Below are 23,010 nucleotides of genomic sequence, written 5' to 3'. Positions count from 1 at the left end.
CCGTCTCCGCGGGCGATCCCCGCCTCCGGAGAGGAACTGCCGGCCATGGCCTGCGACCTCTGGCTCGTCCCGCTGGTGGACGTGCTGAGCCACAGTCCCGACAACCCCTTCCGGGACGACCTCGCGCTCTACAACGCGGTGCTGGCCTCGCGCGGGCTGCCCGAGGTGCCGGTCTACCAGTTCGTCCCGGGCATCAGCGGTGCGGTCGAGCCGATAGCCGCCTTCGACTACGACTCGCTGCACTTCCTGCGCCGCGCCTACCTGTTGGGCCTCACCGGACTGGACATCACCCCGGTCGACACGCTCGGCGGCGACTACGAGCAGCTGCTGGAGATGTTCGAGAGCGGCGCCGAACAGTCGCACCTGGTCTGGCACTTCGACCACGCCGGCGCGTACGTGCCGGTCGAGTTCGCGGTGCCGCTGGTGGACGAGACGCTGCTCGCCTCCGGTGGTCCGCTCGGCTCCAGCCACGGGCTGCTGCGCGAACTCCAGGCCGTCGCACCGGCGCTGGGCATCGACCCGCTCAACCCGCCGGACCCGACCCGGCCGCTCGGCCCGACCGGCCTGGAGCAGCCGTTCGGGCCGCCGATCGACGACGTCCACCCCTTCGCCCGGGAGCGGCACGCCTGGTCGGGCCTGTACGCGGCGGCGACCAGGAGCGTCGCCCAGGGCTCGATGATCGTCTTCGCCTGAGCCCTGAGCCCTGAGCCCTGAGCCCCGAGCCCTGAGCCCTGAGTCGCGATCCGGCTCCCGGCCCCGACCGCTAGCGCAGCGGCCCCTCCGGCGGCCGCTGACGCGGCATGGTGGGCCGGGTGCCCGGCGGCGGCAGCACCCGCACCTGGGCGCCCACCCCGGGCTCGCTGCGCCCGCCCCAGGCCCCGCCGGACTGGGTGGGCAGCTGGGTCATCGAGGCGCGGAACTCCAGCATCCACTCCGAGGTCTCGGAGCGGACCATGTCGGAGACGTCCTCGCAGAACCGGCGCAGCACGCCCAGGCAGCGTTCGGCGGCTTCGCCCGCGGTGCCCTCGGTCGGGCCGAGCACCTCGCGCACGCACTCCGACGCCCAGTCGAACTGGAAGGCCTCCAGGCGGCGTTGCAGCGCCTGTCCAGTGGAGACGTCCCGCATCCAGCCGGAGGTGAGGCCGAAGACCCGGTCGACGGCCAGGCAGCCGGCGGAGAGCGCGAAGCCGACGTAGCCCCAGCCGGTGCCGTTCGCGAAGGCGCCGGCCAGGTCGACCAGCGGGGCGGTCACCCCGCCCACCGCGAAGCCGGCCGCGCCGAACCGCAGCAGGCGCGCCCAGCGGCGCTTCCAGATCCGGTCCCGGCGGTACCACTCGATGGCCTCGACGGCCCGCTCCTCGGACCAGCGGTAGAGCTCCTCCAGCCGTTCGGCGGGCTCGCCCCAGTCCCCGAGCGGGAACTGTCGGGTGCTCAGATCGTCCCGGCGTCGGGTGGAGGCCCGTCGGACGACGGCGGCGGCGGGCGGGTCCTCCTCGCCGATCTCCTTGCCCCAGGCACTCTCCTCGGGCTGCATTTCCGGCTGGCTCACCTGTGGGGCTCCCTGTGGCGGGCGGACTGCTGGGTCTGTCGGCGCAACGGCTGACGTGGTGTCCGCCGGTGGTTCTCCAACAGCACTTCTTACCGCCAAATGGCTGACCGTGGGGGCGCTTCTCCGCTGATCGTTACCGGTTTCGGCCAACGGAACCCGAGGTGGGCGGGTTGCGGGGGTCGGCGAGATTTCACCCGTCCGAGCGAGGGTCCGGTGACCCGCCGTCGTGACCCGGGTACCCGTCGCCGAATCGGCCCGGTCGGGCTTGGACGATCCTCCAGTGTGCTCGGCGTACGGAGCGTTCCACCTGGAGGATCCGACGGGACCGGAGAGCGGCCGGAACAGGCCACCGACTACGCTGCCAGGCGTGAAGGTCCTCGTCATCGGCGGCGGCGCCCGCGAACACGCCCTGTGCCGCTCTCTGTCCCAAGATCCCGCTGTGTCCGAACTGCACTGTGCCCCGGGCAACGCCGGGATCGCGCAGGTCGCGACGGTCCACCCGGTCGACCAGCTGGACGGTGCGCAGGTCGCCGCGCTGGCCGGCCGGCTCGGCGCCGCCCTGGTGGTGGTCGGGCCGGAGGCCCCGCTGGTGGCCGGCGTCGCGGACGCCGTGCGCGCGGCCGGCGTCCCGGTGTTCGGCCCGTCCGCGGCGGCCGCCCGACTGGAGGGCTCGAAGGCCTTCGCCAAGGACGTGATGGCCGCGGCCGGCGTGCCCACCGCCCGCTCCTACGTCTGCACCACCGCCGCCGAGGCGGCCGAGGCGCTGGACGCCTTCGGCGCCCCGTACGTGGTGAAGGACGACGGCCTGGCCGCCGGCAAGGGCGTCGTGGTCACCTCCGACCGCGCGGAGGCGCTGGCGCACGCCGCGGCCTGCGAGCGCGTGGTCATCGAGGAGTACCTGGACGGCCCCGAGGTCTCGCTGTTCGCGATCACCGACGGCACCACCGTCGTCCCGCTCCAGCCCGCCCAGGACTTCAAGCGCGCGCTGGACGGCGACGAGGGCCCCAACACCGGCGGCATGGGCGCCTACTCGCCGCTGCCGTGGGCGCCCGCCGGGCTGGTCGAGGAGGTCCTGGAGACCGTCCTCCAGCCGACCGTGGACGAGCTGCGCCGCCGCGGCACCGAGTTCTCCGGCCTGCTGTACGCGGGCCTGGCGCTCACCTCGCGCGGCACTCGGGTGATCGAGTTCAACGCCCGCTTCGGCGACCCGGAGACCCAGGTCGTGCTGGCCCGGCTGCGCACCCCGCTGGCGGGCGTGCTGCTGGCCTCCGCCAACGGCACCCTGGACCAGCTGGAGCCGCTGCGCTGGGACGAGGGCGCGGCCGTCACCGTGGTCGTCGCCTCCGAGGGCTACCCGGCCGCCCCGCGCACCGGCGACCCGATCGACGGCCTGGCCGAGGCCGAGGCGGACGGCACCGCGTTCGTGCTGCACGCCGGGACGACGGCGGGCGAGGACGGCCAGGTGCTGAGCGCCGGCGGCCGCGTGCTGTCGGTCACCGCGACCGGCGCCGACCTGGCCGAGGCGCGCGAGCGCGCGTACGCCGCGGTGGACCGGATCTCCCTCAAGGGCGGCCAGCACCGCACCGACATCGCGCTGAAGGCGGCCACCGCCTGAGGCCACCCGTGCCCGTGCCGACCGCGGCCCCCGTGCGAACCGTTCGCACGGGGGCCGCGGCGTGTGACGGCCCCGCTCGGGCCCGTGGCGGGGGACCGCCGGCAGGGGCGAGCGAAGCTCGAACAACCGAGCTGGCCGGTCAACCCCCATGGGCGCAGTGCCCCGGGCGTTTCGGGGCTGGAGGGGCCGCCGGGGCGGACTCACCGTTCGGCCGACGGATTCCAGCCCATCGGGTGACAGCACCCGCATCCGGCTGACGCAACCGGCTGCGCGGCCTTATGGTGCGCTGGATCGCGGTGCGCGGGGCCCGTGCGCCGGGGTCGCCGCCGGGTAGCGGTGCTCCCACGGGGGGATGCTGGACGGCGTCCGGCCGGGCGGTCGTCGGGTGCTTCGCACCGGACCGGCCGCCGGCGTCCGGAATCCGGGCAGTGTCACCGGGACGAGTGGAAACCGGGGTGATCCGGAACGCCCACCCGGACCGGGGCGTCGAAAATGTCAGTAGCGCCACGCAGCATGCACTACCGGGGATCGGACGCCTCCGCTTCCCGGTCGGAACTGATCATTTCGAGTCGGCTCAGGGCCCGAAGCCGGGCGCCCGAGGGCTCCGAAGGGGGTGCCGCACCGTATGGCAGCAGTCGACATCGCGCGCGCTCACGCCCAGGCGGTCCTGCGGGTCCGAGGCCTCGCCCGGGCCGCCGCCGCCCTGCCCACCGCCGTCGCGGTGGTCCTGCTCGCGGGCCGGTTCACCGGCCGGATCGGCGCGCCCGGGGCCGCCGACGCGGCCGGCTGGGACGCCGCCCGCTGGGCGGTCTGCGCGGTCGCCGCGCTGACCCTGCTGGTGGCCGGGCTGACCGCCCGGGCCCTGCGCCGGGCCGTCCCGCCGTCCACCCCGGCCGTCCCGCTGGACCGCGCCGAGGCACCCGAGCTGTACCGGCTGATCGACGAACTGGCGGACCGGCTGGACGTGCCGGCGCCCTCCGCCGTCGCCCTCACCCCGGACTGCGACAGCTGGCTGGAGGACGTCCCGCCCGCCGGGCCGACGGCCACGCCGCCGCAGCCGGACCCGGCCGAGCCCGCCCCCGTCCTGGTGATCGGCTCGCCCTTCCTCTGGTGGATGCGGGCCGGCGAGCTGCGGGCCCTGCTCGCCCCCGTGGTGGCCGGCACCGCCGCCTCCGCCGACCCGGAGATCGCCGCCGCCCGGCGCTTCCTGCGCCGCCTGGACGCCTGCCTGGACTCCGGCGGCGGCACGGCCCCCGGCCTCGGCGGCGGCATCCTGGCCGCCCCGCCCCGGCCGCCCCGGCGCGGTCCGGCCGCACTCGCCGACCGGGTCGTCCGCCGGGTCGTCCGCCGGCTGCTCGGCGCCTGCCGGGGCCACTCCGCCGAGCTGGAGCGCTCGGTCGCGGGCTGGGCCTCCGAGCAGGCCAGGGCGGTCGACTACGGCCTGCGGATCGCCGCCCAGGAGCAGGTCGGCCTGGCCTACGCGGGCTGGGACCGGCTGCTCACCCGGGTCGCGCTGCCCGCCTGGCGGCTCGGCCGCCACCCGGCCCACCTCAACGCCGGCGTGGTCTCCGCGCTCACCGAGCTGTCCCGGCGCGACCGGCTGGCCGACGGCTACGGCAGCCGGCTCGGCGACCGCCCCGCCTGCGACCTGCTGGAGGAGCCCGGCACCGTCGACCGGGCGGTCTCCCGGCTCGCCGCCGACCTGTTCTTCGGCCGCCCGGCGGCCGGCGGCTGGCACGAGCTGGAGTGGGCCGACTACCCGGCCGAGGTGGTGGACGCCGGCTGGCGGGCGGGCGCCGCCGCCCTGCAGACCGCCCTGGACCGGCTCGCCCCGCAGTCCCGCCCGGGCGCTCCGACCCTCACCCGGCTGCTGGGCCGGCTCGCCGAGGGCGACGGCGAGCTGCTGGCCGCCGCGCTCGCCGCCCAGCTGGCCCGCACCACCGCCCCGGCCCCGCTGCTCGAACCCGACCGCAGCGGCCGCGACCTGCTGGTCGACCACGTCACCGCGATGGTCTGCTGCGCCGCCGTGGACACCGCCGGCGGCGCCCCCGGCCTGGACTGGCTGGACGGCCCGGTGCTGCTGCTCGGCGGGGTGCGCCGCACCGACCTGGCCGGCCCGGTCGCCCAGGCCGTCGAACAGGGCCAGGACGGCCCGTTGCGCGCCTGGCTGGACGCGGCCGACGTCCGTCTCGAGAAACCCGTCCGCCTCTGACGTCCCAGGCGTTCCAGGAGGGCGCTCGGTGCCCCGGTGCGCGCCCCCAAATCGGTTGGCCGCCCGGCGTCTTCGCAGGCCGGAGGCCCTGCCCGGGAGGCGCGCGAGATTCCCTGCACCAATTGCTACCGGAGGGTGACGTTACGGCAGCACTCTGTGGTGTATTAGACCGCACGCACATCCGGGGGGCACGTGCCACCGGGCGGAAGTGCACCTGGGAGGGGCGCGTGGGGACCGAACTCAACCGCCGCTGGGAGTCGGGGACGCACGCCTACAGCGTCTCCGACCCCTTCGGTCAGGGGCCGCTGCCCTGGCTGCGCAGCCCGGACCAGTACCTGGCGGGGGCGGAGGGCGCCGTCCCCTGGTACGTCTCGGTGGACGCGCCCGGCCAGCAGCCGCTGGCCGCGGGCACCCGACCCAAGCCGTCGGTCGGCAGCCCGCAGGGCGCCAACGACGTGGACCAGCAGATCAAGGGCTTCGCCTCGGCCGGGGTGATCCGCCCCGGCGGCTCGGTGGACTTCCGGGTCACCGTCAACCCGCCCCGCGAGTTCACCGTGGACGTCTTCCGGATCGGCCACTACGGCGGCGACGGCGCCCGCCACATGACCTCCAGCCCGCTGATCTCCGGCCTCGCCCAGCCCGCCCCGCTGGTGGTCGACCGGACGGTCTCCTGCCACCACTGGTGGCACTCCTGGCGGCTCCAGATCCCGGCGCACTGGAAGCCCGGCTCGTACGTCGCCGTGCTGACCACCGCGGACATGCTGCACCGCAGCCACATCCCCTTCACCGTCCGGGACTTCGACGAGCGGGCGCGCACCGCCGAGCTGCTCCTGGTGCTCCCCGACGTGACCTGGCAGGCGTACAACCTGTTCCCCGAGGACGGCCGCACCGGCGCCAGCCTCTACCACGCCTGGGACGGCCTGGGCGGTCTGGTCGGCGAGCCGGAGGCGGCCGTCACCGTCTCCTTCGACCGCCCGCACGCCACCGCCGGACTGCCGCTGCACGTCGGCCACGCGTACGACTTCATCCGCTGGGCCGAGCGCTTCGGCTACGACCTCTCCTACGCCACCGCCACCGACCTGCACGCCGGCCTGGTGGACCCGTCCCGGCACCGGGCGCTGGTCTTCCCCGGCCACGACGAGTACTGGTCCGAGCCGATGCGCCGGGCCGCCGAGCGGGCCCGGGACGGCGGCACCTCGCTGGTGTTCCTCTCCGCCAACACCATGTACTGGCGGGTCGAGCTGAGCGCCGCCGCCTCCGGCGAGCCCAACCGGCTGCTCAACTGCCGCAAGCGGCAGAAGGTCCGCCCCGGCAGCCCGGCCGCCGGGGCGCCCGGCGCGGCCAGCGCGCTGTGGCGGGACGCCGGGGAGCCCGAGCAGCAGCTGCTCGGGGTGCAGTACTCGGGGCGGGTCGCCGCGCCCGTCCCGCTGGTCGCCCGGCACACCGCGCACTGGCTCTGGGACGGCACCGGCCTCCAGGAGGGCGACGAGCTGCCCGGGCTGGTCGCCGGCGAGGCCGACCGCTACTACCCCAAGGTGGCGCTGCCCGAGCACATCGAGCGGGTGCTGCTGGCGCACTCGCCGTACCAGGACCTGGGCGGCCGCACCCGCTACCAGGAGACCTCGCTGTACCGGGCGCCCAGCGGCGCGTACGTCTTCGCGGCGGGCACCTTCGCCTGGTCGCCCGCGCTGGGCCGCCCGGGCCTGACCGACGAGCGGATCCAGCGGGCCACCGCCAACCTGCTGGACCGACTGTGCAAGAACTAGGCGCTCCGTCCCCCGAGGCCGGGGACGGGTCGGGGCGGGCGAACCCGGTCGTGAAAGACTGCGGGGGCAGTGACCTCCCCTTTCGCGGTGCCCCACCCGCGAACGACCCCTGAGGACTGAACACCTTGAGCGGATTTGTCACCAAGCCCGAGCCGGTCCAGGTACCCGGCCTGGTCCACCTGCACACCGGCAAGGTGCGCGACCTCTACCGCACCGGATCGGGCGAGCTGGTCATGGTGGCCAGCGACCGGACGTCCGCCCACGACTGGGTGCTGCCGAACGAGATCCCGGACAAGGGCCGCATCCTCACCCAGCTGTCGCTGTGGTGGTTCGAGCGGATCGCCGACATCGTCCCCAACCACGTGATCTCCACCGAGGTCCCGGCCGGCGCCCCGGCCGACTGGAAGGGCCGCACGCTGGTCTGCCGCAGCCTGGAGATGGTCCCGGTCGAGGCGGTCGCCCGCGGCTACCTGGCCGGCTCCGGCCTGGCCGAGTACCAGGAGAGCCGTACGGTCTGCGGCATCGCGCTGCCCGAGGGCCTGGAGAACAGCTCCGAGCTGCCCGCCCCGATCTACACCCCGGCGCTCAAGGCCGAGGTCGGCGAGCACGACGAGAACGTCTCCTACGAGGAGACCGCCCGCCGGATCGGCGCCGAGCTCGCCGCCCAGCTGCGCCGCACCACCCTGGACGTCTACGCCCGGGCCCGGGACATCGCCCGCGAGCGCGGCATCATCCTGGCCGACACCAAGTTCGAGTTCGGCCTGCTGGACGGCGAGCTGCTGATCGGCGACGAGGTGCTCACCCCGGACTCCTCCCGCTACTGGCCCGCCGACCAGTGGCAGCCGGGCCGCTCGCAGCCGTCCTTCGACAAGCAGCTGATCCGCGACTGGCTGGTCTCCCCGGCCTCCGGCTGGGACCGCCACGGCGAGCAGCCGCCGCCGGCGCTGCCGACCGAGATCGTCGAGCAGACCCGGGCCCGGTACATCGAGGTGTACGAGCGGCTGACCGGCACCACTTGGGCCTGAGCCCGGGACGATCGCCCGCGGGCGCCGGATCCCTCAGATCCAGCCGTGCTCGCGGGCGATCCGCACCGCCGCGTGCCGGTTCTCCGCGCCCAGCTTGGTGGCCGCCGAGGACAGGTAGTTGCGCACGGTGCCCTGGGAGAGCGAGGCGCGCTCGGCGATCTCGGCGATCGGGGTGCCGTCCGCGGCCAGTTCCAGGACGTCCGTCTCGCGCGGGGTCAGCGGGGTCTCGCCGGCGCTGATCGCGTCCGCCGCCAGCTCCGGGTCCACGTACCGGCCGCCGGAGCGCACGGTCCGGATGATGCCCGCCAGGTCGGCCGCCGAGACGGTCTTCGGCAGGAAGCCGCGCACCCCGACCTCCAGCGCCCGCTTCAGGTAGCCCGGGCGGCCGTGGCCGGTGACGATCATGCAGCGGCAGTCCGGCAGCAGCAGCCGCAGCGCGGCGGCCACCTCGATGCCGTCCTTGCCGGGCATCTGGAGGTCCAGCACCGCGACGTCCGGGCGGTGCGCCTGGGCCATCGCCAGCGCCTCCGTCCCGGAGCCGGCCTGGGCGACCACCTCGATGTCGTCCTCCAGCGAGAGCAGCGCGGCCAGCGCGCCCCGGATCAGGTGCTCGTCGTCGGCGAGCAGGACGCGGACGGGCGCGGCGTTCTCGGTCATCGGGCGGTCTTTCTTCCTCAGCTCGGCAGCGGGACGGTGGCGAGCATCCGGAAGACGCCCGCCCCGGCGGTCGGCACGGCCAGCTCGCCGCCGTGGGCGGCGAGCCGTTCGCGCAGTCCGCGCAGCCCGGTGCCGCTGCCCTGGGAGGGGAACGGGACGTCGGGCACCCCGTCATTCTCCAGCTCCAGCACGGCCCGTCCGTCCTCGGTCCGCAGCCGGATCAGGCAGCGGTCGGCCTCGCTGTGCCGCAGCACGTTGGTGGTGGCCTCGCGGATGACCCAGCCGAACACCGACTGGACCGGGGCCGGCAGCTCGTCCGCCTGCTCGCCGAGGTCGATCTCGCAGACGACGTCGGCCGAGCGCAGCACCGCGCGGGCGCCGATCGCCTCGGCGTGCAGGTCGGCGGTGCGGTAGCCGCGGATGACGTCCCGGACCTCGCGCTGCGACTCCTGGGCGATCTTCTGCACCTCGGCCATCTGGTCGGCGGCCTCGGTGCGGCCCCGGCGGGCGAGCTGCACGGCGAGCTCGCTCTTCAGCGCGATGGTGGTGAGGTTGCGGCCCATCACGTCGTGCAGGTCGCGGGAGAAGCGCAGCCGCTCCTCGGCGACGGCCAGCCGGGACTGCGCCTCGCGGGCGGTGTCCAGTTCCCAGACGATCGAGGTCAGCCAGGCGAAGCTGCGGCAGCTGAAGCCGATGAAGGCCATGCCGATGGTCAGTCCGGTCAGGTACCCGGCGACGCCGGCGGGGTCGCCCCCGGACAGCACCCCGGCCGGGAAGACGGCCGCCAGCATGCCCACCCCGGTGACGGCGGCCCAGCGCGGGGTCAGCGCCACGCACACCGGCCCGAAGGAGGCGATCAGCAGGACGCTGGCGACGAACGGGGTGAAGGGCGCGCCTCCCGGGCTCCGCGTCCCGCCGTCGGCGGGCCCGAACAGCAGGACCGTCCAGGAGCCGGCCACCGCGAGGCCGGCCGAGAGGGCGGTCCAGAGCCGGTGGTCGGCGGGGCGGCCCAGGTAGTGGTCGAGCGCGGTGCGGTAGGCCCGCAGCAGCACCAGGGTGACGGCGAGTCCGATCAGCAGGGAGATCCGGATCACCGGGATGTTCTCGGCCTGGTCGGCGACGCTCCCGACGGTGAGCAGGATGCCGGGCAGGATGAACAGCGCCATCAGGTAGAGCGACCAGCGCAGGTACAGCTCGGTGCGCTGGGGATTGCTCAGGCTCGTCCAGCTGCGAAGCGGCGACCGCATTCTCATTTCTTCCGCCCCCAGTTCGACCACGATCATGCTTGCTGCCTTCATATCAGAGGTCGGACCGGGGGCGTTCCTTCGGATTACTGCCGGATGCTCAGCGGCGCGGCTCCCAGCGGAAGTAGCGCACCGCGCCCCAGACCGCGAGGGCGAGCCAGATGCCCCCGGTGACCAGGTGCGAGCCGGCGGCGCCCCAGGAGCCGGCGAAACCGGTCGCGGCGGCCGAGCCGTCGGTGCCGAACCAGCCGACGCGGATCAGCTGGAAGGCCGGGGTGGTCGGCAGCAGGCGGCAGATGTTCGCCAGCTGCTCGGGCATGACGTCCAGCGGGACGAACAGGCCGGAGCCGAACTGCATGACCAGCATGACCGGCAGGGTGGTGATGCCGGCGCTCTCCACGGTCCTGGTGAAGGCGCTGGACAGCGCGGCCAGGGCGATCATGGTGGCCAGCGCCAGCAGCAGGCCGACCAGCATCAGCAGCGGGTTGACCGGCACGGTCAGGTGCAGGGCGACGCTGCCGCCGATCCCGATCAGGGCGGCCATCAGCAGGCCGAGGGTGAGCGAGGGGACGGCGGTGCCGAGCAGGATCTCGATGTCCCGGGCCTCGCCGGTGCGCAGCCGCTTGAGGACCAGCTCGCCGCGCCGTCCGACGTACGCGGCGGTCAGGTTGTAGTACACGACGAAGGCCAGGACCATCCCGACCGAGCCGTAGACCAGCAGCGAGTCGACGTCCAGGCCGGGGTTGGACTCGGCCTGCTGCGCCAGCGTGCTCCGGAGGACGACGACCAGGAACAGCGGCAGCACCAGGGCGGTGAACAGGGCGGTGCGGTTGCGCAGCAGCAGGGTGGCCTCGGCCCGGCCGAGGGCGAGCAGCCGGCGGACGGCGGTGCTCTGCGGACCGGCGGTGGTGGCGGCGGTGGCGGTGGCGGTGGTCATCGGGCGGATCCGATCAGGCGGCGGCGGGCGGGGCGGGTGGCGGCGGGCGCCTGCGGGGGGTGCTGGTGGGCGGCCTCGGAGGCGATCGCGAGGAAGGCCTCCTCCAGCGAGGCGCTGCGGGCGTCCAGCGCGCCGAGCGCGATGCCGTGGTGCCGGGCCCAGCCGAGCAGGTCGGTGAGGGTGTCCTGGAGCCCGACGGTCTGCACGGTGACCTTGCGGCCGTCGACGGACAGCTCGGCGCCGGGCAGCAGGGGCAGCGCGGTCCCGGTGAACTCGGGCAGTTCGAAGGAGATCCGGGAGGGCCGGCCGGCGATCACCTCGGCGACGGTGCCGGAGGTGACGACCTGGCCGCCGTGCATGATGGCCAGCCGGTCGGCCAGCTCCTCGGCCTCCTCCAGGTAGTGCGTGGTGAGCAGCACCGTGGTGCCCTGGGCGCGCAGCTCGCGGACCAGCCGCCAGACGGCGGCGCGGGCCTCCGGGTCGAGGCCGGTGCTGGGCTCGTCCAGGAAGAGCACCTCGGGGCGGCCGAGCAGGGCCATCGCGAGGTCCAGCCGGCGCTTCTCGCCGCCGGACAGCTGCTTGACCCGGACGTTCGCCCGGTGGCCGAGGCCGACCAGCTCCAGCGCCTCCGCGACCGGGCGGGCGCCGCTGGTCATCCCGGCCCAGGTGCGGCCGGTCTCGGCGGCGGTGAGCTCGCCGGAGAAGCCGCCCTCCTGGAGCATGATGCCGATCCGCGGGCGGACGGCGCCGCGCTCCGTGAAGGGGTCCCGGCCGAGCACCCGGACGGTGCCGCCGGTGGGCGCGGCCAGGCCCTCGATGACCTCCATGGTGGAGGTCTTGCCGGCCCCGTTGGTGCCGAGCAGGGCGAACAGCTCGCCGCGGCGGACGGTCAGGTCGACGCCGCGCACGGCGTGGTACCCGGTGTTGCCGCCGCCGTAGTGGCGGTGCAGGTCGGTGACCTCGATCACGTCGTCGCTGGGGCGGGAGGGCCGGCTCGTTTCCATGCCCCAAGCCTCCCGTCGGCCGGGCCGTGCGGGCAGTGCGAGCCGTCATGACATCGCGGTGGGGACGCACGGGTCGGCGATGACAAATGTCATGGCCGATATCGCCGGCCGCCGGGTGCGGGGGTGCCGGGACGCCCCGGGAGGGAATGCCGAAGGGCCCCCTCGATTGAGGGGGCCCTTCGTATCTGAGCGGACGACGAGATTCGAACTCGCGACCCTCACCTTGGCAAGGTGATGCTCTACCAACTGAGCCACGTCCGCAGGTCAAACTATTGAGTTGTGCTGTGCTCGCGCACTGCGAGCGGACGACGAGATTCGAACTCGCGACCCTCACCTTGGCAAGGTGATGCTCTACCAACTGAGCCACGTCCGCATGGTGCCTGGTGGGGCACCCGCCGCCTCTTCGGATCTCTCCGTTGCGGCGACGAGGAATACTCTACAGCATCGTTCGGGGTGGTCGCCCCACCCTTTCGGACCGGGCGGGCGGGGCGACCGGGGAGCGGGCTCCCCGCGGGGTCAGTTCGCCTCGGCGAACGCCTCGTACACGTGCTTGGGGATGCGGCCGCGGGCCGGCAGTTCCATCCCGCGGGACAGGGCCCAGGCGCGGACGGCGGCCGGGTCCGGGGTGAGGGCGGTGCGCCGGAAGGACTTTCCGGTGCGGCTCTGCCGGCGGCCGGCGGCGACGAACGGAGCGAGGGCCTCCCGCAGCTTTTCCGCGTTGTCCACGGACAGGTCGATCTCGTACGACTTTCCGTCGACGCCGAAGTGGACGGTTTCGGCGGCGGCGCCGCCGTCCAGGTCGTCGGAGAGCGTGACAACTACACGCTGAGCCATGGGTGTCAATCCTCTCGGGCAATTCGGCCGCCGGTCCGAGGGGGTACCGGGGCCTGATGTGCACCAACTCGCGCAAGCGCGTACGGGCGGGCCGGGCGGCTCGCCTGATACGCAGCACTTGCCGCGACAGGTGGCCCTATTCTGCACCCGAAGGGGGCCGAAATCGAAGAGTCCGGCATTCTTTTCCGGATATTCACGTCTCTTCGGCGGGTTCCTTGATACCGATGTGCGGGTCGGGCGGTTCTGTCCCCAAGTGCCGTATTCGGGTGTTCTCCGGAGGGCGTCGTTCCGAGTGCCGAATCCGGGGAAACCGGCCGGCCCGGGCAGGTGATCGGGGCGCTGGATCCCTTGCTGCGTAAGGGTCTGGGGTCTACGCGCGTCGCTATGCCCGGCCAGCAATCCTGCCCGAAACCACCGGTAGTCTGGAGTTCCCCCGCCTCACCGAAGACACCACCGGGAGTGCCAGTGGCACGCGTCGTAGTCGACGTCATGCTCAAGCCGGAGATCCTCGACCCCCAGGGACAGGCGGTGCAGCGTGCACTGCCCCGTCTCGGATTCACCGGGATCGCCGACGTCCGCCAGGGCAAGCGTTTCGAGCTGGATGTGGAGGGCCCGGTCGACGACGCGGCGCTCGCCCGTATCCGCGAAGCCGCCGAGACCTTTCTCGCCAACACCGTGATCGAGGACTTCACCGTCCGGGTCGAGGAGGAGGGCAAGTGACCACCCGCGTCGGCGTCGTCACTTTCCCCGGCTCCCTCGACGACCGCGACGCCCGGCGGGCGGTCCGTCTCGCCGGCGCCGAGCCGGTCGCCCTCTGGCACCGTGACAAGGATCTCCACCAGGTCGACGCCGTCGTCCTGCCGGGCGGATTCAGCTACGGCGACTATCTGCGCTGCGGTGCCATCTCCCGGTTCTCGCCGGTGATGGAGACCGTCATCGAGCAGGCGAAGCTCGGAATGCCGGTGCTCGGTATCTGCAACGGCTTCCAGGTGCTCTGCGAATCGCACCTGCTGCCCGGTGCGCTCACCCGGAACGACTCGCTGCACTTCATCTGCCGCGACCAGAAGCTGCGCATCGAGAACGCCGGCACCGCCTGGACCGGGGATTACTCCGCCGGCCAGGAAATCGTCGTCCCGCTGAAGAACGGCGAGGGCCGCTTCGTCGCCGAGGAGCGGGTGCTCGACGAGCTGGAGGCGGAGGGCCGGGTCGTCGCCCGTTACCTGGACGTCAACCCGAACGGTTCGTACCGCGACATCGCCGGCATCACCAACGCCGCCGGCAATGTCGTCGGCCTGATGCCGCACCCGGAGCACGCCGTGGAGCCGCTCACCGGTCCGACCACCGAGGGCCTGGGCTTCTTCACTTCCGTCCTGAAGCAGCTGGTGAACGCCTGATGAGCCTCGACACCGTCAAGAACGCCGAGCAGACCCCGGACGCCGCCCAGCCCTGGGCCGACCTCGGCCTCAAGGAGGACGAGTACGCGCGCATCCGCGAGATCCTCGGCCGCCGTCCCACCGGCGCCGAGCTCGCCATGTACTCGGTCATGTGGTCGGAGCACTGTTCGTACAAGAGCAGCAAGGTCCACCTGAAGCAGTTCGGCGAGAAGAAGCCGGATTCGGACGCGATGCTCGTCGGCATCGGCGAGAACGCCGGTGTCGTCGACGTCGGCCAGGGCTACGCGGTCACCTTCAAGGTCGAGTCGCACAACCACCCGTCGTACATCGAGCCCTACCAGGGCGCGGCCACCGGCATCGGCGGCATCGTGCGCGACATCCTGGCGATGGGCGCCCGCCCGGTCGCCGTGATGGACCCGCTGCGCTTCGGTGCGGCCGACCACCCGGACACCCGGCGCGTGCTGCCCGGGATCGTCGCGGGCATCGGCGGCTACGGCAACTGCCTGGGCCTGCCGAACATCGGCGGCGAGGTCGTCTTCGACTCCTGCTACCAGGGCAACCCGCTGGTCAACGCGCTGTGCGTGGGCGTCATGAAGCACGAGGACATCCACCTCGCGCAGGCCTCCGGCGCCGGCAACAAGGTCGTGCTGTACGGCGCCCGCACCGGTGGCGACGGCATCGGCGGCGTCTCGGTGCTCGCCTCCGAGACCTTCGACGACACCAAGCCGGCCAAGCGCCCGGCGGTCCAGGTCGGCGACCCGTTCCAGGAGAAGCTTCTGATCGAGTGCACCCTGGAGATCTTCCGGGAGAAGCTCGTCAAGGGCATCCAGGACCTCGGCGGCGCCGGCCTGTCCTGCGCCACCAGCGAGCTGGCCTCGGCCGGCTCCGGCGGCATGCGGATCGAGCTCGACACCGTGCACCTGCGCGACCACACGCTCTCGCCGGAGGAGATCCTCATGAGCGAGTCGCAGGAGCGCATGTGCGCGATCGTCGAGCCCGACAAGATCGACCGCTTCCTGGAGATCTGCGAGAAGTGGGACGTCATCGCCAACGTCATCGGTGAGGTGACCGACGGCGAGCGCCTGGAGATCTACTGGCACGGCGAGCTCGTGGTGGACGTCCCGCCGCGCACCGTCGCCCACGAGGGCCCGACCTACCAGCGCCCGTACGCCCGCCCCAGCTGGCAGGACGCGCTGCAGGCCGACGCCCCGACCGCCGAGCGGCTGGCCCGCCCGACCACCGGCGAGGGCCTCAAGGCCGACCTGCTGAAGGTCGCGAGCCACCCGAACCAGGCCTCCAAGTCCTGGATCACCGACCAGTACGACCGCTACGTGCTCGGCAACACCGTGCTCTCGGTCGGCGAGGACTCGGGCATGATCCGGATCGACGAGGAGACCAACCTCGGCGTCTCGGTCGCCACCGACGGCAACGGCCGCTTCGCCAAGCTGGACCCGTACACCGGCGCCCAGCTGGCCCTGGCCGAGGCGTACCGCAACGTCGCGGCCGGCGGTGCCAAGCCGCTCGCCGTCTCCGACTGCCTCAACTTCGGCTCCCCCGAGGACCCGGACGTGATGTGGCAGTTCGCCGAGGCCACCCGCGGCCTGGCCGACGCCTGCCTGGTGCTCGGCACCCCGGTCACCGGTGGCAACGTCTCGCTGTACAACCAGACCGGCGAGGTCGCCATCCACCCGACCCCGGTGGTCGCGGTGCTCGGCGTCATCGACGACGTCACCCGGCGCACCCCGCTGGCCTTCGCCGAGGAGGGGCAGCTGCTCTACCTGCTCGGCGACACGGCGGACGAGCTCGGCGGCTCGGCCTGGTCGCAGGCCGTCCACGACCACCTCGGCGGCCTGCCGCCCGCGGTGGACCTGGAGCGCGAGCGGCTGCTCGGCGACATCCTGATCGCCGCCTCGCGCGACGGCATGATCGACGCCGCGCACGACCTGTCCGACGGCGGCCTCGGCCAGGCGCTCGTGGAGAGCTGCCTCAAGGGCGGCCACGGTGCGCGGATCGTCCTGCCCGAGGGCCAGGACCCGTTCGTCCTGCTGTTCTCGGAGTCGGCCGGCCGCGCCGTCGTGGCGGTGCCGCGCAGCGAGGAGCTCCGCTTCAACGACATGTGCACCGCGCGCGGCCTGCCGGCCACCCGGATCGGTGTCGTGGACGGCGACAGCCTGGACGTCCAGGGCCAGTTCAGCGTCTCGCTGGCGGAGCTGAAGGACGCCCACACCGGCGTCATCGAGGCCCTGCTGGCCTGATCGGCCTGTTCGAGGGGCGGGCGGTTCCTGGTGAACCGTCCGCCCCTCGTCATATGTTGAGCCCCATGCCTGCCAAGCCCCGTACGTACCAGCCGCAGAAGGTCCGCGCCGCGCTGGCCGCCCAGACCAGGGCGCTGCGTGCCGCCGTGGACGCGCTCGGCACGGAGCAGCTGGACCTGCCGACCCGGCTGGGGCGGTGGCGGGTCCGCGAACTGCTCGCCCACCTGGCCGTCCAACTCGACTACGTCCCGGCGCACCTGGACGACCGGCCGCAGGGGCGGGCACCGCTGGACCTGTCGGGCTGGGCGGCCGGGGTCGCCACCGTCGCGCCGCTGCTGGACGAGCAGGCCCGGGAGCGGGGCGCGGCGGAGTTCGCCGGGGACGCGGCCTCGGTGGCGGCCGCCTTCGGCCGGGCCGCGGACGCGCTGCTCGCCCTGCTGGAGCGGCCCGAAGCCGCCGACCCGGCGCGGCGGTTCGAGATCCGGCTGGGTTCGATGACGCTCTCCGACATGCTGGTGACCAGGCTGGTGGAGACGGTCGTGCACGCCGACGACCTGGCCGCCGCGCTCGGGCCCGACGCCTTCCCCGGCTCCCCGGTCTCCCTGACCTCCTCGGCCTCCCGGGCCCTCCCAGCGTTCCCGCACGACCGGCAGGCCGTCGCGGCCGTCACCCGGCTGCTGGCCGACGCCTTCGCCGACCGTGCCCCGGGCGGCGCGGTCGAGCTGCGGATCCCGCCGTACGCGGTGGTGCAGGCCGTCGAGGGCCCCCGGCACACCCGGGGCACCCCGCCCAACGTGGTGGAGACCGACCCGCTGACCTGGATCCGGCTGGCCACCGGCCGGACGGACTGGGCGGCGGCGGTGGACGCGGCCGAGGTGTCCGCCTCGGGGGAGCGCAGCGACCTGCGGGCGTACCTGCCGGTGCTCGGCTGACCGGCTCCCCGGTGCGGCTCCGGTCCCGCGGGCTACGGGACGGACGGCCCGCTGAGGTAGGTGCCCTCCGCCGAGTACGGCCAGGCGTTGGGCGCGCAGCCCTTGAGACCGTAGATCTGCTGCATCATCGCGGGCGCGGGCTTGCCCTCGCCCGGGCAGCCCTCGTGCCCGTGGCCGATCCGGTGGCCCACCTCGTGGTTGACGATCAGTGCCCGGTACTCCTCCAGCGGGCCGCTGAACTGCGGTGAACCGGTGTTCCAGCGCTTGGAGTTGACGAGCACCTGGTTGCCGACGTTGCAGTTGACCTCGCCGTGGGTGTCCAGTCCGGAGGCGCCGCAGATCCGGTCCACGGTGGCCGGTGAGGCGATCTTCACGGTGAAGTCGTACGGGCCGTCGGCGACCAGCTGGAAGCCGTTCTTGCGGTCGTTGGTCCAGCCGCGCTTGTCACCGAGGATGCCGTGGACCTGCGCGGCGGCGGACGGGGCGTCGATGCCGATGCCGTCCTCGACCTCGACCCGGTAGCGGCGCACGGTGCCGCGCCCGACCGGTTTGGCGGTGGCGGGGGCGACGGTGAAGGTGCCCGCGCCCTTGGCGGGGCCGGGGTCCGGCGCGGCGGGGGCGGGCGGCGGGGTCGGTGTCGGGGCCGGCGGGGGCGGCGGGGTGTCGGCCGGTGCGGGAGCCGGCGCCGGTGCCGCCGTGGCGGCCTGCTCGGCCGGCGGGGCGACCCTCGCCTGGGTGGTCGGGGTGGTGACCGGGGTGGCCGAGGGGCGGTTCAGCATGACCGCCGCGGCGCCCAGCACCAGAACGGAGAGCACCAGTGCCGTGAGCATGCCAGGACCGGGTCTGCGCCGCTGCCGGCGGCGTCGGCGACCGCCCTTCCGGGGCGGTGCGGTGCGCCTGCCGACGGATCGGGCTGCAGACATGATCTTCACACTGGCATGGCGAACGGGTGAATGTCCACCTTCCCGTGGGCGGCGCCGGTGCCCGTGGCGGCCGCCCGTCCGGGACGGCGGTTGACCCCTGCGTCTCGGGTGGCAGACTTCAGGGCATGGCGATTCACAGGAATCTTCTCGACGGTCCCGAACCGACCCTGCTCCCGGAGGAGGAGCGGCCCTACCGGATGCTGGCGGAGGAATCGGCCTCCCCGACCCAGGTGGCGGCCGAGTTCCCGGTCTTCTGCCTCGCCTGGGCGATGCTGGCCGACGACGCCTACGCGGCGGGCCGGTACGTCGAGTCGTACGCCTACGCCCGTACCGGCTACCACCGTGGTCTGGACGCGCTGCGGCGCAACGGCTGGAAGGGCCACGGCCCGGTGCCGTGGGAGCACCGCGGCAACCGCGGCTTCCTGCGCTGCCTGGCGGCGCTCGCCCGGGCGGCCGGCGCGATCAAGGAGACCGAGGAGGAGGCCCGCTGCTGGCAGTTCCTGAAGGACAGCAGCGCGGAGGCGTACGCGGAGCTCAAGCAGTAGAGCGGTCGAGCGGCAGCGCCGTAGAGATCGGTAGAGCCGTAGAGAGCGGCAGAGCCGTAGAGCGGTAGACACCCCCGACGTACGGGTGCCCCCGGCGGAGTCCGCCGGGGGCACCCGTTTCTCACGCTCGGGGCGCGGGTCCTACGCGGGGCGCGGGCCTCACTTCAGGCGCTTGCCCGCCGAACGCAGCTGCTCGGCGGCCTCGCGCACGCGGGCGGCCATGCCGGCCTCGGCCAGCTTGCCCCAGGTGCGCGGGTCGTAGGTGTTCTTCTTGCCGACCTCGCCGTCGACCTTCAGCACGCCGTCGTAGTTGGCGAACATGTGGCCGGCCACCGGGCGGGTGAAGGCGTACTGGGTGTCGGTGTCCAGGTTCATCTTCACGACGCCGTTCTCCAGCGCGGTGGCGATCTCCTCGGCGGTCGAGCCCGAGCCGCCGTGGAAGACGAAGTCGAACGGGTCGGTCTTGCCGTACTGCTTGCCGATCGCGTCCTGCAGCTCGCGCAGCAGCTCCGGCTTCAGCACGACGTTGCCCGGCTTGTACACGCCGTGCACGTTGCCGAAGGAGGCGGCCAGCAGGTAGCGGCCCTGCTCGCCCAGGCCCAGCGCCTCGGCGGTGCGCACGGCGTCGTTGACGGTGGTGTACAGCTCGTCGTTGATCTCGTGGGTGACGCCGTCCTCCTCGCCGCCGGTCGGGGTGATCTCGACCTCGAGGATGATCTTGGCGGCGGCGGCCTGGGCCAGCAGCTCCTGGGCGATGGCCAGGTTGTCGGCGAGGGTCTCGGCCGAGCCGTCCCACATGTGCGACTGGAACAGCGGGTTCTCGCCCTTGGCCACGCGCTCGGCGGAGACCGCCAGCAGCGGGCGGACGTAGCCGTCCAGCTTGTCCTTCGGGCAGTGGTCGGTGTGCAGCGCGACGGTGACGTCGTACTTGGCGGCGACGATGTGGGCGAACTCGGCGAGCGCGACCGCGCCGGTCACCATGTCCTTGCTGTGCTGGCCGCCCAGGAACTCCGCGCCACCGGTCGAGATCTGGATGATGCCGTCGCTCTCGGCCTCGGCGAAACCACGCAGCGCGGCGTGCAGGGTCTGCGACGACGTGACGTTGATGGCCGGGTAGGCGAACTTGCCCGCCTTGGCCCGGTCGAGCATCTCGTTGTAGACCTCGGGAGTTGCGATGGGCATGCGATCCGCTCCTGTCGGGTTGCGGCGTACGGACGGTGCTGTCCGACGCTGTGTACGCCTTCGTGACGACTCCGTGCCGGCCCGCCGACGCGCGGCGTTGCGGTGGTGGCTCTCCGGCACGTTCGCGGCGACCTGCGCGGTACGGCCATGAGGGTGGTGTGCCACCGCGGACCGGACGCCTGTGCCATCTTCCCAGACTCGTGCCCGCGGGTCAGCAGGAGCCCGCCATGCGGAACGTCGCACGGTACGGGCGCACGGCGGCACCCGGGCGGCCCCGGCGGGGGCCGGAACCGGTCCCGGCCGGGCGCCGTCGGCACGGTACGCCCGCGTCGCCGGCAAGGTGCGCCCGCTATCCTGCGCCCGTGGACTACAACCAGCTGGCCGTCAACCTGCTCGACGCCAAATCCCTGATCTCGTCCCTCGGCGCCATCGGGCTGATCGCGATCATCTTCGCGGAGACCGGCCTGCTGGTCGGCTTCTTCTTCCCGGGTGACTCGCTGCTGATCCTCGCGGGCGTCGCCGCCTCGAACGCAGCCTCCTCGGTGCTCGGCGACGGCGCCAAGCTGCCGATCGCCGTCCTGCTGATCGGCTGCCCGATCGCGGCGATCGCCGGCGCCCAGCTCGGGCACCTGATCGGTGCCAAGGTCGGGCCGAAGATGTTCGACAAGCCCGATTCGAAGATCTTCCGCCGCGACTACGTGGTGAAGGCGGAGGAGTACTTCAACAAGTTCGGCTCCGGCAAGGCCGTCGTGCTGGCCCGCTTCATGCCGATCATCCGCACCTTCCTGAACCCGGTCGCCGGCACCCTGGAGATGCCCGCCCGGACCTTCTTCGTCTGGAACGTGATCGGTGGCGTGCTGTGGACCGAGTCCATGCTGCTGATCGGCTACTTCTTCGGTGACGCGCTCGCCCCGGTGATCGACAAGTACCTGATCCCGGCGGTGCTGCTGATCGTCCTGCTGTCCATCTCGCCGATCCTGATCGAGGTCATGCGCGAGCGGAAGAAGAAGCGGGCCGGCGTCGGTGCCGAGGTCGACGAGGAGAGCCAGGTCCAGGCCGGCGGCGGCCGGCACCGGCGGGGCTGAGCGCCCGCCGCTCCGGACACGGCGAGGGCCGGTGCTGTTTCACGTGAAACAGCACCGGCCCTCGGTCGTTCGTCGTCCCGGCCTTGTCGTCCCGGCGGGTCGGGGTCAGAGACCCAGGTCGTCCAGGGTGTACGCGGTCACGTACTCCAGGCCCTGGGCCTCGACGGCGGCCGCGCCGCCGCGCTCCACGATCACCGCGACGCCGACCACCTCGGCACCCGCCTCGCGCAGCGCCTCCACGGCGGTCAGCACCGAGCCGCCGGTGGTGGAGGTGTCCTCGACGGCCAGCACCCGGCGGCCCTTGACCTCCGGGCCCTCGATCCGGCGCTGCAGGCCGTGCGCCTTGCCGGTCTTGCGGACCACGAAGGCGTCCAGCTGCTGCCCGCGCGCGGCGGCGGCGTGCAGCATCGAGGCGGCCACCGGGTCGGCGCCCAGGGTCAGACCGCCGACGGCGTCGTACTCCAGGTGCGAGGTCGCGTCCAGCATCACCCGGCCGACCAGCGGGGCGGCCACGCCGTCCAGCGTGATCCGGCGCAGGTCGACGTAGTAGTCGGCCTCCTTGCCGGAGGAGAGGGTGACCTTGCCGTGCACGACGGCCTTGTCCTTGATCTGTGCCAGCAGGGCGTCGCGGTCGTTGCTCATGAGCGTTCAGTCTAGGCCCTGGCAGTCCCCGCGGCTCTCCGGGCTCGCGCCCGGCCGACGCCAGGTCAGCGGCGGCGCAGCGCCCTGACCAGCACCACGGCACCGCCCAGCAGGGCCACCGAGCCGCCGATCACCCACGGCACCGCGTTGCGGCCGCCGGCGCCCGGCACCACGATCCCGCCGGCCTCCCCGCCCCAGCGGGACGCCGCCCGGGCCCGCGCGCTGCGGGCGGGCAGCGCCGGGGCGTACGGGCCGCGCGGCGGGGCGTGGTCCACCTCCTCGGCGGACCGGCCGACGATGCTGCGGCGCACCGGGCCGGAGAGCACCGGCTCGTCCTCGTACGCGAAGAGCGGCTCGGCGGGCAGCTCCTCGGCGACGCCGTCCTGCTCGGCGGAGCCGTCCGCGTCCTCGCCCTCGCCCTCGCCATCGACGTCGTCCTCGTCGTCGTCGGCGGAGCCGGTGGGCAGACCGAAGCGCTCGGCGTCGGCGTCCGAGAAGGCGATCAGGTCGGAGAGGTCGTCGTCCAGGTCGTCGCCGGGCTGGTCCTGGCGCTCCTCGATGAAGACCACACCCGCGCCGGTCGAGGTCTCCGCGGCCTGGTCCTCCTGCTCGTCCAGGTCCTCCGAGCCCTCCTGGTCCTGCGGCTGCTCGCCCTCCGGGGCGACCAGCGCGGCGGCGAACCTGTCCAGCAGACGGCGGCCGGTGGCGTCGAGGGTCTCCTCGTCGAACTCGGTCAGCCGGCCGGTGGCGCTCAGGTCGCCGGTGAAGCGGATCGCCGCGGTGCCCTCCTCGGCGCCGTCCACGACGCTGACCCGGACGGTCGCGGTCGCCTCACCGCTGCCCCGGGCCTCCTCGCCCTCGGCGAGCACGGTCAGCACGCCCTCCCGGCCCTCGATCAGCGACAGCACGCCCTTGTACGTGATCGTGGAGCCGCCGATCCGCAGCTTCAGCCGGCCGCCGATCTCCTCGGCCGCACCGGACCCGGCCGCGGCCGGCTCGGTGCTCAGCCCCGGCACGCTCCGCGCCAGCAGCGCCGGATCCTGCAAGGCCTGCCGCACCAGCTCGGCGGACATCGGGACGACAACCTCATGCTCCATGCCACGGAGCCTACCGACTGGTCCCCGCCCGGTCCCTACCCACCACCACCAGATTTTCCCCATCCCACCCGTTCCCTTGGCCGTCGCACCATCGTCCCGGCCCCGAGCCTGG

Annotated in this window: 21 protein-coding genes and 2 tRNA genes; 11 read left to right on the top strand and 12 right to left on the bottom strand. The window is 73.5% G+C overall.

Annotated elements, in window-relative coordinates; genetic code table 11:
• Window positions 1–45 precede the first annotated feature (45 nt).
• On the top strand, window positions 46–693 hold the full coding sequence (locus ACLWS4_RS34140) for a hypothetical protein (RefSeq protein WP_049659440.1): 648 nt from the start codon (window positions 46–48) through the stop codon (window positions 691–693).
• A gap of 70 nt (window positions 694–763) precedes the next feature.
• Here the strand turns inward: ACLWS4_RS34140 and ACLWS4_RS34135 are convergent, their stop codons facing one another.
• The gene (locus ACLWS4_RS34135; protein ID WP_074001872.1) at window positions 764–1,549 is read right to left on the bottom strand and encodes an SLATT domain-containing protein; all 786 of its coding nucleotides are present in this window, start codon (window positions 1,547–1,549) and stop codon (window positions 764–766) included.
• Window positions 1,550–1,916: 367 nt separating this feature from the next.
• Here ACLWS4_RS34135 and purD point away from each other — a divergent pair, with 367 nt between their 5' ends.
• The 4 genes from purD (at window position 1,917) to ACLWS4_RS34115 (ending at window position 8,167) form a co-directional block, all read left to right on the top strand.
• A complete protein-coding gene (purD, locus tag ACLWS4_RS34130) occupies window positions 1,917–3,164 on the top strand; it encodes a phosphoribosylamine--glycine ligase (RefSeq protein ID WP_049659445.1) in 1,248 nt (415 codons plus the stop codon).
• A gap of 625 nt (window positions 3,165–3,789) precedes the next feature.
• Window positions 3,790–5,376 carry a hypothetical protein gene (locus tag ACLWS4_RS34125; protein WP_387829762.1) on the top strand — a complete coding sequence of 529 codons (1,587 nt, stop codon included), beginning with the start codon at window positions 3,790–3,792 and terminating at the stop codon, window positions 5,374–5,376.
• A gap of 227 nt (window positions 5,377–5,603) precedes the next feature.
• Entirely contained in the window at window positions 5,604–7,142 is a 1,539-nt protein-coding gene (locus ACLWS4_RS34120) for a N,N-dimethylformamidase beta subunit family domain-containing protein (protein ID WP_049654022.1), read from the top strand.
• A 125-nt stretch (window positions 7,143–7,267) separates the two neighbouring features.
• A complete protein-coding gene (locus ACLWS4_RS34115) occupies window positions 7,268–8,167 on the top strand; it encodes a phosphoribosylaminoimidazolesuccinocarboxamide synthase (RefSeq protein WP_049654021.1) in 900 nt (299 codons plus the stop codon).
• A 33-nt stretch (window positions 8,168–8,200) separates the two neighbouring features.
• Here ACLWS4_RS34115 and ACLWS4_RS34110 read toward each other — a convergent pair whose 3' ends face one another.
• The 7 genes from ACLWS4_RS34110 to ACLWS4_RS34080 form a co-directional block, all read right to left on the bottom strand.
• Complete coding sequence (locus ACLWS4_RS34110; protein ID WP_049654019.1) at window positions 8,201–8,824, bottom strand: response regulator transcription factor; 624 nt, start codon at window positions 8,822–8,824, stop codon at window positions 8,201–8,203.
• A 17-nt stretch (window positions 8,825–8,841) separates the two neighbouring features.
• Window positions 8,842–10,071: a sensor histidine kinase gene (locus ACLWS4_RS34105; protein ID WP_181970626.1), complete on the bottom strand. Its 1,230-nt coding sequence runs from the start codon at window positions 10,069–10,071 to the stop codon at window positions 8,842–8,844.
• Between the two features lie 97 nt (window positions 10,072–10,168).
• Complete coding sequence (locus ACLWS4_RS34100; RefSeq protein WP_380743517.1) at window positions 10,169–11,005, bottom strand: ABC transporter permease; 837 nt, start codon at window positions 11,003–11,005, stop codon at window positions 10,169–10,171.
• Window positions 11,002–12,009 carry an ABC transporter ATP-binding protein gene (locus tag ACLWS4_RS34095; RefSeq protein ID WP_416876146.1) on the bottom strand — a complete coding sequence of 336 codons (1,008 nt, stop codon included), beginning with the start codon at window positions 12,007–12,009 and terminating at the stop codon, window positions 11,002–11,004. Before ACLWS4_RS34095 ends, ACLWS4_RS34100 begins: the two co-directional genes overlap by 4 nt.
• 188 nt (window positions 12,010–12,197) lie before the next feature.
• Window positions 12,198–12,270: transfer RNA gene (locus ACLWS4_RS34090), tRNA-Gly, on the bottom strand.
• Between the two features lie 39 nt (window positions 12,271–12,309).
• Window positions 12,310–12,382: transfer RNA gene (locus ACLWS4_RS34085), tRNA-Gly, on the bottom strand.
• Window positions 12,383–12,525: 143 nt separating this feature from the next.
• Entirely contained in the window at window positions 12,526–12,843 is a 318-nt protein-coding gene (locus tag ACLWS4_RS34080; RefSeq protein WP_030056585.1) for a histone-like nucleoid-structuring protein Lsr2, read from the bottom strand.
• 465 nt (window positions 12,844–13,308) lie between these two features.
• Between ACLWS4_RS34080 and purS the strand changes: the two genes are divergently transcribed.
• From purS to ACLWS4_RS34060, 4 genes are all read left to right on the top strand, one after another.
• Entirely contained in the window at window positions 13,309–13,563 is a 255-nt protein-coding gene (gene purS / locus ACLWS4_RS34075) for a phosphoribosylformylglycinamidine synthase subunit PurS (RefSeq protein ID WP_049654013.1), read from the top strand.
• Window positions 13,560–14,237, top strand: coding sequence for a phosphoribosylformylglycinamidine synthase subunit PurQ (gene purQ / locus ACLWS4_RS34070; RefSeq protein WP_380667109.1), 678 nt, complete (start codon window positions 13,560–13,562; stop codon window positions 14,235–14,237). Before purS ends, purQ begins: the two co-directional genes overlap by 4 nt.
• Window positions 14,237–16,492, top strand: coding sequence for a phosphoribosylformylglycinamidine synthase subunit PurL (purL, locus tag ACLWS4_RS34065; RefSeq protein ID WP_074001867.1), 2,256 nt, complete (start codon window positions 14,237–14,239; stop codon window positions 16,490–16,492). Before purQ ends, purL begins: the two co-directional genes overlap by 1 nt.
• A gap of 65 nt (window positions 16,493–16,557) precedes the next feature.
• The gene (locus tag ACLWS4_RS34060; protein ID WP_416876145.1) at window positions 16,558–17,424 is read left to right on the top strand and encodes a sterol carrier family protein; all 867 of its coding nucleotides are present in this window, start codon (window positions 16,558–16,560) and stop codon (window positions 17,422–17,424) included.
• A 32-nt stretch (window positions 17,425–17,456) separates the two neighbouring features.
• Here ACLWS4_RS34060 and ACLWS4_RS34055 read toward each other — a convergent pair whose 3' ends face one another.
• Entirely contained in the window at window positions 17,457–18,254 is a 798-nt protein-coding gene (locus ACLWS4_RS34055; RefSeq protein WP_416876144.1) for a DUF3152 domain-containing protein, read from the bottom strand.
• Between the two features lie 218 nt (window positions 18,255–18,472).
• Between ACLWS4_RS34055 and ACLWS4_RS34050 the strand changes: the two genes are divergently transcribed.
• Window positions 18,473–18,892: a DUF3151 domain-containing protein gene (locus ACLWS4_RS34050; protein WP_049659647.1), complete on the top strand. Its 420-nt coding sequence runs from the start codon at window positions 18,473–18,475 to the stop codon at window positions 18,890–18,892.
• A 159-nt stretch (window positions 18,893–19,051) separates the two neighbouring features.
• Here the strand turns inward: ACLWS4_RS34050 and fbaA are convergent, their stop codons facing one another.
• Entirely contained in the window at window positions 19,052–20,074 is a 1,023-nt protein-coding gene (gene fbaA / locus ACLWS4_RS34045; protein WP_049659648.1) for a class II fructose-bisphosphate aldolase, read from the bottom strand.
• A gap of 362 nt (window positions 20,075–20,436) precedes the next feature.
• On the opposite strand from fbaA, the gene ACLWS4_RS34040 reads away from it, so the two are divergent.
• Entirely contained in the window at window positions 20,437–21,159 is a 723-nt protein-coding gene (locus ACLWS4_RS34040) for a DedA family protein (RefSeq protein WP_049659650.1), read from the top strand.
• A gap of 105 nt (window positions 21,160–21,264) precedes the next feature.
• On the opposite strand, the gene pyrE is transcribed toward ACLWS4_RS34040, so the two are convergent.
• Both pyrE and ACLWS4_RS34030 read right to left on the bottom strand, forming a co-directional pair.
• The gene (pyrE, locus tag ACLWS4_RS34035; protein WP_049659651.1) at window positions 21,265–21,801 is read right to left on the bottom strand and encodes an orotate phosphoribosyltransferase; all 537 of its coding nucleotides are present in this window, start codon (window positions 21,799–21,801) and stop codon (window positions 21,265–21,267) included.
• Window positions 21,802–21,866: 65 nt separating this feature from the next.
• The gene (locus tag ACLWS4_RS34030) at window positions 21,867–22,898 is read right to left on the bottom strand and encodes a hypothetical protein (protein ID WP_416876143.1); all 1,032 of its coding nucleotides are present in this window, start codon (window positions 22,896–22,898) and stop codon (window positions 21,867–21,869) included.
• Between the last annotated feature and the right edge of the window lie 112 nt (window positions 22,899–23,010).

The organism is Kitasatospora sp. SC0581, assembly GCF_048159585.1.
In the GTDB taxonomy this organism is placed as follows: Bacteria; Actinomycetota; Actinomycetes; order Streptomycetales; family Streptomycetaceae; genus Kitasatospora.
The sequence above is the reverse complement of the archived record's forward strand: the minus strand, read 5'-3'. Positions and strand labels throughout refer to the sequence as shown.